Raw genomic sequence first — 13,937 nt, forward strand, 5'->3', positions numbered from 1 at the left:
AGATGTCTGTGTACCCAATTGAAACTATTTTACCTCATACTGCGCCCATGATTTTGATCGATAGTTTAGATAGCTATGATGAAACAGCTGGAATTTGCTCGGTCACAATTACACCCCAGAGTAACTTTTATAATGCAGATAGCCAAAGTGTCGCAAGCCATGTAGGTATTGAGTATATGGCGCAAGCCATCGCTGCTTACGCCAACGCTAACCAAGTTGATAATGGCGCAAAAGTCGAAATTGGCTTTTTAGTGAGTAGTCGTAAGTATAAGATGCACTGTAATCGTTTTGCTTTAAATAGCACATTAACGATCAGAGTAGAAAAATTATACAGCGAAGCAAATGGCTTAAGTGCTTTTGACTGTAGTATTAAGCAAGTGGATACCCTGTTAGTAGAAGCAAAAATTAATGTATTTCAACCTGAAAACCCAGAGCAATTTTTAGCGGAGCAAATGTAATGTCAAAACGAGTATTAGTGACTGGTTCAAGTAAAGGAATTGGTAAAGCAGTTGCTCTACAATTAGCTAAAGATGGGTTTAATATTAGCCTGCATTGCCGCTCAGGTCGTGAAGCAGCAGAGCAAGTTAAAGCTGAAATTGCTGCGTTAGGTGTAGATGTGGATATTTTACAATTTGATGTAGCTGATAGAACGAGTGCAAAAGCAATTTTAGATCAATACGTTGAAACCCATGGTGCTTTTTATGGCGTAGTTTGTAATGCTGGGATCACTGCAGACACTGCATTCCCTGCGATGACAGATGAAGAGTGGGATAGTGTAGTACACACCAACCTAGATGGTTTTTATAATGTGTTGCATCCACTTGTTATGCCGATGGTCAGAACGCGAAAGGGGGGACGCATTATTGCAATGTCGTCAGTGTCAGGAGTGGCAGGTAATCGCGGTCAGGTCAATTACAGTGCTTCAAAGGCAGGCGTTATTGGGGCATCTAAAGCACTTGCGGTTGAGCTTGCAAAGCGAAAAATTACTGTTAACTGTGTCGCTCCAGGTTTGATTGATACTGGAATGACCGACCATCTACCGATTTCTGAAATGACAAAAATGATCCCAGCTAATAGAATGGGTGATCCTGAAGAGGTAGCTGCGGCGGTCTCGTTTTTAATGTCTGATGGGGCTAGCTATATTACGCGTCAAGTGCTTCAAGTAAATGGTGGTATGGCGTAATGAAGCGAGTTGTAATAACGGGGATGTCATCGATTACTGCTTTAGGTGATAACTGGGGGGATTTTAAATCTGCGTTAATTCAGGGAAAAAATGCAGTCAAGCGTATGCCTGAGTGGGATTATATAGATGGATTAAATACTAAACTCGCAGCTCCTGTTATCGATTTTAATCGCCCATCTCATTACTCTCGTAAAAAAGTACGTTCAATGGGACGAGTATCATTGATGTCTACTTATGCTACTGAACGTGCGCTTGAGCAAGCGAAACTACTTGAACACCCAGCATTGACCGATGGTTCAACAGGTGTCTCATATGGTTCGTCAATTGGCTCAACGGCTCCTTTAGTCCCATTTGGTCGTATGATGGATACAGGCTCTATGAATGGAGTGACAGCAACTAGCTACATCCAAATGATGGCTCATACAGCCCCAGTAAATGTGGGTGTTTTTTTTGGTATTAAAGGTCGAGTCATTACCACAAGCTCTGCGTGTACTTCAGGTTCACAAGGGATAGGGTACGCCTTTGAGGCAATTAAGTTTGGTCGTCAAAAAATTATGGTAGCTGGAGGAGCTGAAGAGCTGTGTGTTACAGAGGCTGCGGTATTCGATACTTTGTATGCAACGAGTACACAAAATGATAATCCAGAGCTAACTCCCAAGCCATTTGATAAAAACCGTGATGGCTTAGTTATAGGAGAAGGTGCCGGTACGCTAATACTTGAAGAGTATGAACATGCTAAAGCTAGAGGGGCAAATATATTGGCTGAAGTTGTCGGTTTTGGCTGTAATTCTGATGGACAACATGTTACTCAACCTACATCAACGACGATGCAAGTTGCGATTGAAATGGCATTGCAAGATGCAAACTTATCGGCAGATCAAATTGGTTATGTTAATGCACATGGTACTTCAACAGATCGTGGTGACATTGCAGAAACACATGCAACCTTTAACGCGTTAGGTGCTAAACCAATTAGTTCACTAAAAAGTTATCTTGGTCATACTTTAGGTGCTTGTGGTGCGATAGAAGCGTGGGCTAGTATTAATATGATGACTGATAATTGGTTTGCCCCAACAATTAATTTGACAGAAGTAGACAATGAGTGTGCGCCTTTAGATTATATTACAGAACATGGCCGTGAAATAGATACCGATTATATAATGAGTAATAACTTTGCATTTGGTGGCATTAATACCTCATTGATTTTTAAACGCTTTAAAGGTGAGTAATATGCCTTGGTTAGTGTTAGTTTTGTGCTTATTTAGCCCATTGAGTTTTGCTACATCTAAATTAGAAATAGGCGGTGGTGTGTTTGTGGCTGATATCCCCCACTATCTAGGATCAGATCAAAGTGAGCAATACATAATGCCTGTGCCTTATGTTCGTTATCAAAGTGATGAGTTAGATGTGGACCGCAATAGCTTTACTGGTTACTTATGGCATTTTGATAATGTACACCTAGATATATCTGCTGGAGTTAGTTTAGCCGTTGACAGCGCAGATAACCAAGCTCGAGAAGGCATGGATGATTTAGATTGGGTGTTTGAACTTGGACCTTCGCTAAATTATTACTTTAAAGGTGATCCCCAAGCGGCAGAACAATTTTATATTGGCTTATTCACCCGTAAAGCTATGGCAACTGATTTTAGCTCAGTGACTAACGTCGGTTGGCGTTATGGGCCGAGCATCTACTATGAAAGCCCGGTGTTTATTGCCCCAACTTATGTAATTACCACTAGTGTAAGAGCAAATGCCAATTTTGCCGACGGTCGTTACTTGAATTATTATTATAGTATATCAGCATCAGATACGCATGATTCACGTTCAAAGTTTAATACTCAGTCGGGGTATTCGGGCGCCGATATTTCGCTGGGGCTTAATTTAGATAGTAAAAAATATTGGCTAGGTGGCTTTATTAAATATCACCACTTAGCCCAAAGCAAACAGCAACGTAGTCCCTTAGTGAAACACGATAGTAATATCTCGTTTGGTTTTGGAGTTGCATGGAAGTTCTATACAAAAGAAGGAATATAAAATGAAATTAATGACAAGCTTATTATTAGCTACATCTTTGTTAACAGTGAGTGCGGTTGAAGCACGTGATGATATAGGTAAATATCCTATTCAATCACTCTTAGAAACCAGTAAAGCCAAAAGTGCGCTATTAGATGTACCTCTTTACTTTGCTGATCAAAGCTACGGTAGTGAGAGCAGTAAATACGGTGAAGTGATCACTAATAAAAAAACTAACGCGTTTAATAAAAGTGATCGTGAAGCGTGCGAGTGGGTCATGCTTAGTGCTTTAAAAGCACTACAAGAGCGTGCCATAAAAGAAGGCATGAACGCAGTTGTAAATATTCAATCATATTATAAAAAGCGTAAGTTTGTAAGTAGCACGGAATATGAATGCGGTGCTGGTACAATTATCGCTGGCGTTGCATTAAAAGGCACTTTAGTTAAGTTATAACTAACTGTTGACTCATTTTTGCTGTATAATTTGCGACCCTTGATAAATGTGGCCGCAGGTTATACAGCATGAATTTTAAATCTTTTAGTTTTTCCCCTGAACTTATTCAGGCGTTAGACGAACTTAATTACCACACCCTTACGCCCATTCAGCGTTCAGCTATTCCGGCTGTTCGTAAAGGTAAAGACGTTTTAGCAAGTGCCCAAACAGGCACAGGTAAAACGGCTGCGTTTGCTTTACCTATCATCCAAAAATTAACTGAATCTGAGCTAAGCACAAGCAATGCTCCGCACGCGTTAGTGCTTGCGCCAACTCGTGAGCTGGCAGAGCAAATAGCAAATAACTTTAAAGCCTATGCAAAACATACCGCTTTAAAAGTAGTGAGCCTATTTGGCGGTGTTAATACCGCAGGCCAAGCAAATGCACTTAAAGACGGCGTAGATGTTGTAGTTGCAACCCCAGGGCGCTTACTTGATCATATTCGTTTAGGTAATTTAAGCCTAGCAAGCGTTAAACACTTAGTACTTGATGAAGCTGATCGTATGCTTGATATGGGTTTTATTGAAGATATGCAAAGTGTTATTAAAAGTTGTGACGAGCAGCGCCAAATTTTACTTTTTTCAGCCACTTTTCCAGCGGCTATTAAGCAGTTTGCAGCAAAAGTATTAAAACAGCCTGAAATTGTTCGCGTAGATCAAACTAATAGTACTGCAAGTACGGTACAGCATGTTGTGTACCCTGTTGAAGAGCGCCGTAAGCAAGAGCTGCTTTCTGAGCTTATTGGTAAAAAGAATTGGCAACAGGTACTTGTGTTTGTAAACATGAAAGAAACGGCGGATGAGCTGGTTAAAGAGCTTAACCTTGATGGTATTCCTGCCACTGTATGTCATGGTGATAAATCGCAAGGTAACCGCCGCCGTGCACTTCGTGAATTTAAAGAAGGCAAAGTACGTGTTTTAGTGGCTACCGAAGTTGCTGCGCGTGGTATTGATATTGAAGGCCTACCACGAGTAATTAATATTGATTTACCATGGCTTGCAGAAGATTACGTACATCGCATTGGCCGTACAGGTCGTGCTGGTAATCAAGGCCAAGCAATTTCGTTTGTAAGCCGCGAAGAAGAAAACACCTTGTTTGAAATAGAGTCGTTAATTGGCCAAAAAATCAAACGTGTTTACTTAGAGGGTTATGAAGTAAGTAGCCGTGAAGTACTTATTGATAAAATAGGTAAAAAACCAGCGCATTTACGTCGTAGCCGTACGAATAAGCCAACAGGCCAAGCAACAGGCGAAGCACGTGCGGTAAATCGCTCACGTATTTCAAATGTGCGTAAAAGCTTAAAAGGCGCCAAGCTTACCCTTAAAAAGTAAGCTTACAAAGTGTAACGCTTCTAAAAAAACCTCACTAAGTGAGGTTTTTGATTAATAACTTAAAAGGGTTAAGCGTTTTCTAACATTGAGAGTGCAACGGCTTCAGCCGCTTTAATACCATCAATGCCTGCAGATAAAATACCACCTGCGTAACCGGCGCCTTCACCCGCTGGGTATAAACCTTTAGTATTTATGCTTTGGAAGCTTTTATCGCGTTTGATACTAATAGGTGATGATGTACGGGTTTCTACCCCTGTTAATAAACCGTCGTTTGTAGAAAAACCACGAATTTGCTTATTAAAGGCTGGAATGGCTTCGCGTATTGCATCGATAGCAAACTGCGGGAGTACATTTGCTAAATCGGTGAGTTTTATTCCTGGTGTAAACGACGGTTGTACATCACCTAAATCGCCCGATGCTTTTCCTTTTAAAAAGTCGCCAATTAACTGTGCTGGTGCATCGTAGTTGCTACCGCCTAATGCATAGGCTTGCTCTTCTAGTTTACGTTGCAAATCTATGCCGGCAAGCGGGTGACCAGGGAAGTCTTTTTCAGGTGTAATACCTACTACAATGGCACTATTTGCATTGCGCTCACTACGAGAGTATTGGCTCATACCGTTTGTTACTACGCGGCCTTCTTCAGAGGTGGCGGCTACAACAGTCCCTCCTGGGCACATACAAAAACTGTAAACCGTGCGGCCATTATCACAATGGTGAACGAGTTTATAATCAGCAGAGCCTAAAATGGGGTTACCCGCGTTAGGCCCAAAACGACACTCATCAATCATCGATTGCTTGTGCTCGATTCTAAAGCCCACAGAAAACGGTTTAGCTTCTACATAAATGCCTTTATCGTGAATCATTTTAAAGGTATCACGGGCGCTATGTCCCACAGCAAGTACTACATGGCGGGTATTGAGCTTTTCACCGTTTGAAAGCGTTAAGCCAGTTACTTGTCCATCATCTATATGAATGTCGTCTACGCGGGTGCTAAAGCGGATTTCGCCGCCAAGTTCAATAATACGTGCGCGCATTTTTTCAATCATAGTAACAAGTTTAAACGTACCAATGTGCGGCTTACTTACGTATAAAATTTCATCTGGTGCGCCGGCTTCTACAAATTCGGTGATAACTTTACGCCCGTAATGTTTTGGATCTTTCACTTGGCTGTATAGTTTACCGTCTGAAAATGTACCTGCGCCACCCTCGCCAAACTGCACATTAGACTCTGTATTAAGGGTACGTTTACGCCAAAAGCCAAAGGTGTCTTTGGTGCGTTCGCGTACTTCTTTACCGCGCTCTAAAATAATAGGGTTAAAACCCATTTGAGCCAGCACTAAGCCCGCAAATAATCCACACGGGCCAAAGCCAATTACTACAGGGCGCTCAGTAAGGTTAGCGGGGGCGTGGGCAACAAATTTGTATGAGGTATCAGGGGCAGGTTTTACGTGCTGATCTTTTGCAAATGCGTTTAACAGCGCTTCTTCGTTATCTACTTCAATATCGAGGGTATAAATAAGTAAAATAGCCGTTTTTTTACGTGCATCGTACCCACGTTTAAACACATTGTAGCTGTGTAGCTGCGCTGGCTGTATTTTTAGTTTATCAACTATGGCTTGGCCTATAGCGTCTTCGTTATGATCAAGCGGCAGCTTTATTTCGGTTAAACGTATCATTGTTATCTCTTTTAGGTGTCTTAGCGGTAATATTATCCGCTCACAATAAGAAGTGTAGGGCACGTAATGGCTATACATTAAGGGCGCATATATTACGTTAAATTGACCGCAGATGGCACATATTTATTGTGTTTTTAATGGGGTTGGGTATGATCCTCGCTTTAGATAATTAATTACTAGGTTTAAACTATTATGGCGTTTGTGGTCACCGAAAACTGTATTAAGTGTAAATACACAGATTGTGTGGCAGTGTGCCCTGCAGATGCCTTTTACGAAGGCCCTAACTTTTTAGCAATAAGCCCTATTGATTGCATAGATTGTGGATTATGCGTACCTGAGTGCCCAGCTGAAGCAATTTACCAAGAAGACGAGCTGCCAGAAGAGCAAAAAGAGTTTACAGAGCTTAATGCTGAGCTTGCATTGGTGTGGCCACGCATTGTTGAGGTAAAACCAGCGCCTGCTGATGCCGATAGTTGGAATGGCGTGGCTAATAAGCTTAAATTAATTGAAACCTAGCTTTTAAATTAAGCCTTTAATATTAATTAGTTAAAAAAGCTATTGTTTTTAGTATCAAACTATTAACAAATGTACTGACTTAAATTACACTGCATAAATAAGTTTACCTTTTAAGGGTAAACACGTCTAAATGGATGTTTATGCAGTACTTAATAATTATAAAAAAACAATGCAGTGCTTTATTCCCCTTCTTATTAGCACTTTTATTTTCTAACCACCTTTATGCCAGTGAAAAACAGCAGCATTCTCTTGTACATATAAATGCAGATATTACTGTAGATGGCGTACTTGATGAGCCCCACTGGCAAAATGCCACTTTAGTTCCTATAGCATTTCAAGATGAGCCTAACGAAAAGGGCGCCCCACCGGTTAAAACTGATGCTTACATGTATGAAGATGGCAGCAACTTATATGTTGCTTTTGTAGCCGAAGATCCACAGCCGAGCGAAATTACAGCTTCTCTACGTGACAGAGATACGCTTTGGCAAGATGATACGGTTATTTTAATTATTGACACTTTTAACGACGAACGTTCAGCTTACGAATTTTATGTAAATCCATTGGGTGCGCAAGGTGATACGCGGATGAGTGACACCGATGGCTGGCAATCAGACCCGTCTTGGGATGCAATATGGGATAGCGCAGGGCAAATTACCGCCCAAGGGTTTGTGGTTGAAATGCGTATACCTTTTAAAGCGCTAAGATTTCCTGAGAATAAAACAGATTTAACATGGGGCTTTGCCCTTATGCGAAATTACCAACGTGATGTACTGTATCAGCTTTCAAATATGGGGTTTGACCGAGATATAAAATGCAGTTTATGTCAGTTTGATAAATTAAATGGCTTTAAAAATATAAAAGCCAGCAAAAATCTGCAACTAACGCCCACACTTACGGCGCTCAGAAATGATTCAAAAGCTACCTTGCCAGGGCAGTGGGATAATGGTGATATAGACACCGAGGCTGGCCTTGATTTACGCTGGGGGGTTACACAAGATGCGGTAATTAATGCCACTATAAACCCAGATTTTTCGCAAATAGAAAGTGATGCGTTAGCCCTTGATGTAAATACCACGTACTCAATTTATTATGCAGAAAAACGACCATTTTTTTTAGACGGCGCATCCTACTTTAAAAGCAGTTTATTTGAACTATTGTATACCCGCACTATTGCAGAGCCTGAAGTAGGGGCAAAATTAACAGGTAAAACAGGGCAACATAGCTATGCATTTATGTATGCCGATGACAATAATAGCAATATTTTATTGCCAACAAATCAAGGCTCTGGTTTTGCAATTTTAGAGGATAAAACCCATGCAGCAGCGGCGCGTTATCAATACGATATTGGCCAACAAGGCACTATAGGGCTAAGTACGACTCACCGCGAAAGCGATGACTACTACAATACAGTGCTTTCTGTCGATGGCAGCTATTGGTTTAATCAATCAGATCTACTGACCTACCAGGTAGCTACAACAGATTCTAAAAACTCTGATTTTTTAACAAGTAACTATAACTTATCTAAAACTCAATCTGATGAAGCGTACGCTATAGAGTTTACCCGTGATAAACGTGACTACAATTTGTTTGCCAGCTACGAAAACATAGGTAAAGACTATCGCACTGACTTAGGTTATCAAGAAAAAGTAGATTATGAGAACGTAGGCTTTGGGGGCGGACAAACCTGGTATGCAGATGAATCTGGCTTATTAACGTCATGGTCTTATGAGGCTGATTGGGATAAAACATGGGCGCAAAATGGCGACCTACTTGAAGAAGAATACCAAGGGTTTATAACATTAAAAGGGCAAAAGCAGTCTATTTTTGAAATTGGCTTACTGCATCGTTATGAAAACTATAATGATGCTTTTTATAATCAAAATATTGGCTTTGTTTATACGGGCTTTAAACCTAAAAATAATATATGGCTTTCGTTTTACGGTGAGTATGGCAGCCGCATTGATTACGCCAATGAGCAAATTGGCGATTCGTATGCTACGCAAACGCAAGTTACGTGGGATATAAACGATCATTGGCAAGTAGACGCTACACATAACTACAGCGTTTTAGATAATCCTGAAGGGGAGCGAGTTTATACTGCTAACTTATTAGATTTTAGGCTTTATTATAAATTTAGCATGCGCGCTATGCTCAAGCTTATATTGCAATTTGAAGACATTGATAGAAATAAAGACGCCTACTACTACCAAGTTAGCCACATTAATAAAGACTATGGCAGCCAATTAGTTTACTCGTACAAAATTAATGCTCAAACATTATTTTATTTAGGCTACTCAGATAAAAGCTATCAAGACGATTCTCTAAAACACGTTGAAAGAGATCAACGCACATTTTTTACAAAAGTGAGTTATGCATGGCAGCTATAAGTTGTTAGGCCAAAATATGTAACTTTAACAAAGTGGTTTATTTTTATTCATCACACTCTATAATTAGTTAATTATTAAGCATTAATTTATTCTTTTTGAGTACAGTTCTAAAAATTTTAATGAATAAGGACTGTGCTATGGCTTGCTTAGTACTAAAAACAGGCGATATAATCGTCTTTTAGTAACGGGTTTATAGGATAAGTAATTTAGATGGATTTTGTTGATGAATAAATTTAAACCCTTAGGCGGCATTTTTTTTGTATTTATCTTGTTTTGCTTTTGTTTAAACATCGAACTAACAAACCAGATTAACCGCATTAATTTATTCAATCCTGATATAGATTTGCGCCACTTTGATATTGTAGATACAACGCTCGAAATGGCGCCTTGGTATAACCCTATGCTCAATGGGCACTATTTAATACACCAGCCTTCTGCCGATTTTTTGTTAGTTAAAACTACCGACACGGAATTTATCGCTGCAAACGCAACAAAGCTTATTTTAATGACGTTAACGTCGCCAATAAACTTTATATTGGTGTGTATGGTATTGTTTGTTGGCTTTACAATTATTCGTAAAGAGCGTAAAAAAATCTCTTATCAGCATCAAATTGCACAGCTAAATAACAACGCTAATCAATTGCTTGTTGCCTTTAACCTACAACCCCAACACGACAACCCGTCAGGGCTGGGCAATTTAAGCCAGTCAATAAACAATTTAAATACCCATGTTGCTAATTATTTAAAGCAAACACAAACAAGTATCTGCCAAGATAAGCTAACTTTGCTCATTGACCGCCATGCTTATATTGAGCATATAGATAGGCAAATAAATTTTACTGATGAAGAGCAGCTTAAATGCGCCTTATTGTTTATTGACCTAGATGGCTTTAAACAGGTAAATGACTCGTTTGGCCACAGCTTTGGTGATGAAATTTTGGTGCAGGTTGCTACGCGCTTAGCCAACGTATTACGCCATCATAAGTTAAGTAATATTAACGAGGCGAATCAGTTAGAGCAAAATTTATCACGTTTAGGCGGTGACGAATTTTCAATTTTTATTGAGTCAGTAGATACCGATAATAAAGTGGTCGATATTGCTAAGCACGTACTCAGTGAACTTGAAAAAGACTTTGTACTGGGTAATAAAATAATAAAAATTAGCGCCAGTATTGGTATAGCGGCGTACCCAGAGAGCGCATCAACCCCACAAGCATTATTGCAATTGGCCGATGTGGCAATGTACCGTGCAAAAAGCGATGGTAAAGGCATTTTTAAAGTGTACTCCCCAGAGATGGGTAATAAAATGCGCCGCTATCACTATTTATTAGAAGAGTTGCGTTTAGCGGTTGCGTGTAAAGACTTTTACTTATCTTTTCAACCTATCGTGCATGTAGAAGATTGCATGATAGATTATTTTGAAGCGCTTACACGCTGGGATCACCCTATAGAAGGGATGATTTCACCGGCTGAGTTTATACCTATTGCCGAAGAGTCTAACCTTATTTTAGAGCTCGGCGATTGGATTATGCATGAGTCGTGTAGGCAAATGGCGGCATGGCATAATGCCGGTATGCGCAAAGTAAAAATTTCGGTTAATGTATCTGGTGTGCAACTAAAACACCGCTCAGTGTACGATTGGATAATGAAAAACCTAAAAAACACAGGGCTGCCATCGCATTCTTTAATGCTAGAAATAACTGAGTCTACGTTTATTAAAGCCAGTAAAAGTATGATTGAAGAGCTTGAGCGGCTTCGTGCAGAAGGTGTGACAATTGCTATTGACGATTTTGGTACCGGCTTTAGCTCATTAAGCACATTGGCTGATTTGCCCATTGATGTAATAAAAATAGATCGCTCGTTTATCTCTCAAGCCGATAAAAGTCCAAAGTACAACGATATCCTTAATACTATTAGCGAATTAGGTCAAAAGTTAGGACTTAAAATAGTGGCAGAGGGCGTAGAAGAAATTGAGCAGTTTGAACTTGTAAAACGCATGGGAGTAAGCTCTGTACAAGGTTATTTGGTTAGTCGCCCTCAATCATCTATCAATGTGGGTAACAAAGTTTTACGTAAAAATACCGCTAACTTATCTGCAGCGGGTACCAGCGCGTGGGAAATAGAAGGTTAGAGCCTGTATATTATTATAGGTAATTTAATAGCTTATGTAGGGTTTTAGGCTCAGGTTATGCTATGAAATTACCACTACCGATAGCGATTAACTTAAGCATTCATTGGCGCAGTTATTTAGGCCACGAAACGTTAAACCCCGTATTGTGCCTAATTGCCCCTAAATAAAACTAAGTTCTTTAGGGCTAGAGCCTTAAAATTTAGTAAAAAAATGCCACTTTTAAAAGTGGCATTTTTGTTTGTAGAATCTAACAACTACAATTTTTATAAATCGAATGTGCGTGATATAGCAAGTACTATACGCTCATCAGCGTAATCGTAATCTAGGCTTGTGTCTTCAGCAGCAATCTCAATGCCAAAGCCTTCGTAGCTAGTTTGGTACGCTAGGCGGTAATGTTTGTATGATTTCTTTTGGTTTACATCCCATGCCCATTTTTCGCCATCAAGCGAATTAGAAATATCAAAGCTTGCACGAATGGCATGATTTGGGGCAATTTCAAAGGTGTGGGCAATCATAGAAATAACATGGCCAGCGCCTGTACCAAAGTAATCCCAGCTATACCAAAAGTTTAGCTCTGTTTGACCATACTCACTTGCATAGCCAAATTTTGTGTAGGCTTCGGCGTAGTTACCGTCGCTGTTATTACCTTGGTATGTGTAATAAGCAATACCGTAATCAGCGCTAACCGTGTCAGTTAATTGCACGTATTTACCTAGGTAGGCATCAAGTTCAAAATCAGTGTCATCACCAAAATCTACATTAGATGCCCATGCACCCGCATAAACACCGCTGTCGAACGCGTAATCAAGGCTTGCTTGAATTGCAGGGTCGCTATCAGTTTGAGTTACACCGTTAAAAGTATAGTCAGATGCTGCTGTAATGGTTGTTGACCAGTTAGCTGACACTGTAGTTGATAAAAGCGCGAAAGGTAGCGCTACTGCTAGTTGTTTTAGTTTGTTATTCATTGTTGATCCCTAATGTACAGTTTCTATTTTTGTGTAATCTATTTTGTTTGCTTTTGGCGAACTGTCTATATTGTTAACCGTTTTAAATTTGCTGTAGCCAATAAACGCAGCACAACCAAAAAACAGTGCAATTACTAACGCGCCAACCCATTGAATTTGTAAAAACTCAAGCTTAAACAATAGGGTTAGTAACGAAAGGGCAACAATATTGAGTATCATATAGTTCATTTTACCTAAACGTTTAACCGTTAAGTTAAGGTTATCTGTGTATAAGCGTATTAGTGAATCAAGCGAATTAATAACAAACACTATCCCAACAAATACCATGGCAAAGTTTTTAATACCCGCTGTTGAAATACCCATTTCGTGGTAGTGATAAAGTACGCTAAACCAAATCGCAATCGGAATAGATGGAAATATCAACATTGCACCTAATACTTGGTATGTTTTAAGGCCGCCTACAAAACGAGACGTAAATTGGCCAATCATAATGCTCCACGCAAACCACCAAAATAGATAAAATTCATGGTAGTCATTAAGCGGTAAAACAAACTGATTTATATTGGCAAAGTAAGTACCAATTTCAGCAAGGTTATTGGTAAATGCCGACATTTCGCTGTCACCAACGACAAAGGCACCTGCCCACATAAAGGCAATTAATGCGATAAATAACCACGTTGTAGAAATACTTAAAAAGCGCACGTATTTAATGTCTGTACTTGAGTACACAGCAAAGCAAATAGCTGCAAATACAATAAAGTAAAAGGTAGGTATAACGCTCGAACCATCGCCTAGCTCTGGTAAGTACCAGGGTAAGTTAGAAAGCAGTAGGTAAGCCGTAAAGGCACATGTGCCAATAATAACCACGTTATTAATGAACTTAACCCATGAAATTTCGAAAAATTTAACTTTGGGCTCTATTACACAGAAATAAAAGCACGTAAGAAAGTAAAATCCCCAGATCAAGAATCCCCAGTAGCCAAACTCAATAGCCAGTGGGTTTGCAAACGCGTATTCTGGGCTTGCTTTTATGTCTGCATAACCTGCAAATTCGGTTAATGGAAACATGATTAGGCCAACGTCTAGGCCTGAGGTAAATAAGATTGCGATAAAGGTAAACGTTCTCACTGGTGTTACGCCTACTACGCGTACGTTACCCCATTTAAATAAAATAGTAATAACAGCAAGTAGCGTAAATATAATGCCAGCACTAAGCCATATAGTCATTATCGCCCTCCCAAA

12 protein-coding genes are annotated in these 13,937 nt (G+C 39.8%); 9 read left to right on the plus strand and 3 right to left on the minus strand.

What is annotated here, in order from left to right; genetic code table 11:
• Positions 1-2: 2 nt before the first annotated feature.
• The 6 genes from MTN96_RS13000 (at position 3) to MTN96_RS13025 (ending at position 5,020) form a co-directional block, all read left to right on the plus strand.
• On the plus strand, positions 3-458 hold the full coding sequence (locus tag MTN96_RS13000) for a hypothetical protein (RefSeq protein ID WP_055019093.1): 456 nt from the start codon (positions 3-5) through the stop codon (positions 456-458).
• Positions 458-1,183 (plus strand): 3-oxoacyl-ACP reductase FabG, encoded by a 726-nt coding sequence (gene fabG / locus MTN96_RS13005; RefSeq protein WP_248450268.1) that lies wholly within the window; start codon positions 458-460, stop codon positions 1,181-1,183. Before MTN96_RS13000 ends, fabG begins: the two co-directional genes overlap by 1 nt.
• The gene (locus MTN96_RS13010) at positions 1,183-2,412 is read left to right on the plus strand and encodes a beta-ketoacyl-ACP synthase (RefSeq protein WP_055019091.1); all 1,230 of its coding nucleotides are present in this window, start codon (positions 1,183-1,185) and stop codon (positions 2,410-2,412) included. Before fabG ends, MTN96_RS13010 begins: the two co-directional genes overlap by 1 nt.
• A 1-nt stretch (position 2,413) precedes the next feature.
• Entirely contained in the window at positions 2,414-3,217 is an 804-nt protein-coding gene (locus MTN96_RS13015; RefSeq protein ID WP_248450266.1) for a MipA/OmpV family protein, read from the plus strand.
• Position 3,218: 1 nt separating this feature from the next.
• The gene (locus tag MTN96_RS13020) at positions 3,219-3,650 is read left to right on the plus strand and encodes an excinuclease ABC subunit A (RefSeq protein WP_096042945.1); all 432 of its coding nucleotides are present in this window, start codon (positions 3,219-3,221) and stop codon (positions 3,648-3,650) included.
• A 68-nt stretch (positions 3,651-3,718) separates the two neighbouring features.
• Positions 3,719-5,020: a DEAD/DEAH box helicase gene (locus tag MTN96_RS13025; RefSeq protein ID WP_004586461.1), complete on the plus strand. Its 1,302-nt coding sequence runs from the start codon at positions 3,719-3,721 to the stop codon at positions 5,018-5,020.
• A gap of 68 nt (positions 5,021-5,088) precedes the next feature.
• Here MTN96_RS13025 and MTN96_RS13030 read toward each other — a convergent pair whose 3' ends face one another.
• Complete coding sequence (locus MTN96_RS13030; protein ID WP_024031796.1) at positions 5,089-6,696, minus strand: NAD(P)/FAD-dependent oxidoreductase; 1,608 nt, start codon at positions 6,694-6,696, stop codon at positions 5,089-5,091.
• Between the two features lie 192 nt (positions 6,697-6,888).
• On the opposite strand from MTN96_RS13030, the gene fdxA reads away from it, so the two are divergent.
• The 3 genes from fdxA to MTN96_RS13045 all read left to right on the plus strand — a co-directional run bounded on the left by fdxA (position 6,889) and on the right by MTN96_RS13045 (position 11,730).
• Positions 6,889-7,212 carry a ferredoxin FdxA gene (fdxA, locus tag MTN96_RS13035; protein WP_055254052.1) on the plus strand — a complete coding sequence of 108 codons (324 nt, stop codon included), beginning with the start codon at positions 6,889-6,891 and terminating at the stop codon, positions 7,210-7,212.
• A 140-nt stretch (positions 7,213-7,352) separates the two neighbouring features.
• A complete protein-coding gene (locus MTN96_RS13040) occupies positions 7,353-9,599 on the plus strand; it encodes a carbohydrate binding family 9 domain-containing protein (RefSeq protein ID WP_248531878.1) in 2,247 nt (748 codons plus the stop codon).
• 223 nt (positions 9,600-9,822) lie between these two features.
• Positions 9,823-11,730: a bifunctional diguanylate cyclase/phosphodiesterase gene (locus MTN96_RS13045; RefSeq protein ID WP_154944725.1), complete on the plus strand. Its 1,908-nt coding sequence runs from the start codon at positions 9,823-9,825 to the stop codon at positions 11,728-11,730.
• Positions 11,731-11,993: 263 nt separating this feature from the next.
• Here MTN96_RS13045 and MTN96_RS13050 read toward each other — a convergent pair whose 3' ends face one another.
• Complete coding sequence (locus tag MTN96_RS13050) at positions 11,994-12,695, minus strand: TorF family putative porin (RefSeq protein ID WP_054981895.1); 702 nt, start codon at positions 12,693-12,695, stop codon at positions 11,994-11,996.
• Between the two features lie 9 nt (positions 12,696-12,704).
• The gene (locus MTN96_RS13055) at positions 12,705-13,922 is read right to left on the minus strand and encodes a BCCT family transporter (RefSeq protein ID WP_004586453.1); all 1,218 of its coding nucleotides are present in this window, start codon (positions 13,920-13,922) and stop codon (positions 12,705-12,707) included.
• Between the last annotated feature and the right edge of the window lie 15 nt (positions 13,923-13,937).

Source organism: Pseudoalteromonas sp. 2CM28B (assembly GCF_023161935.1).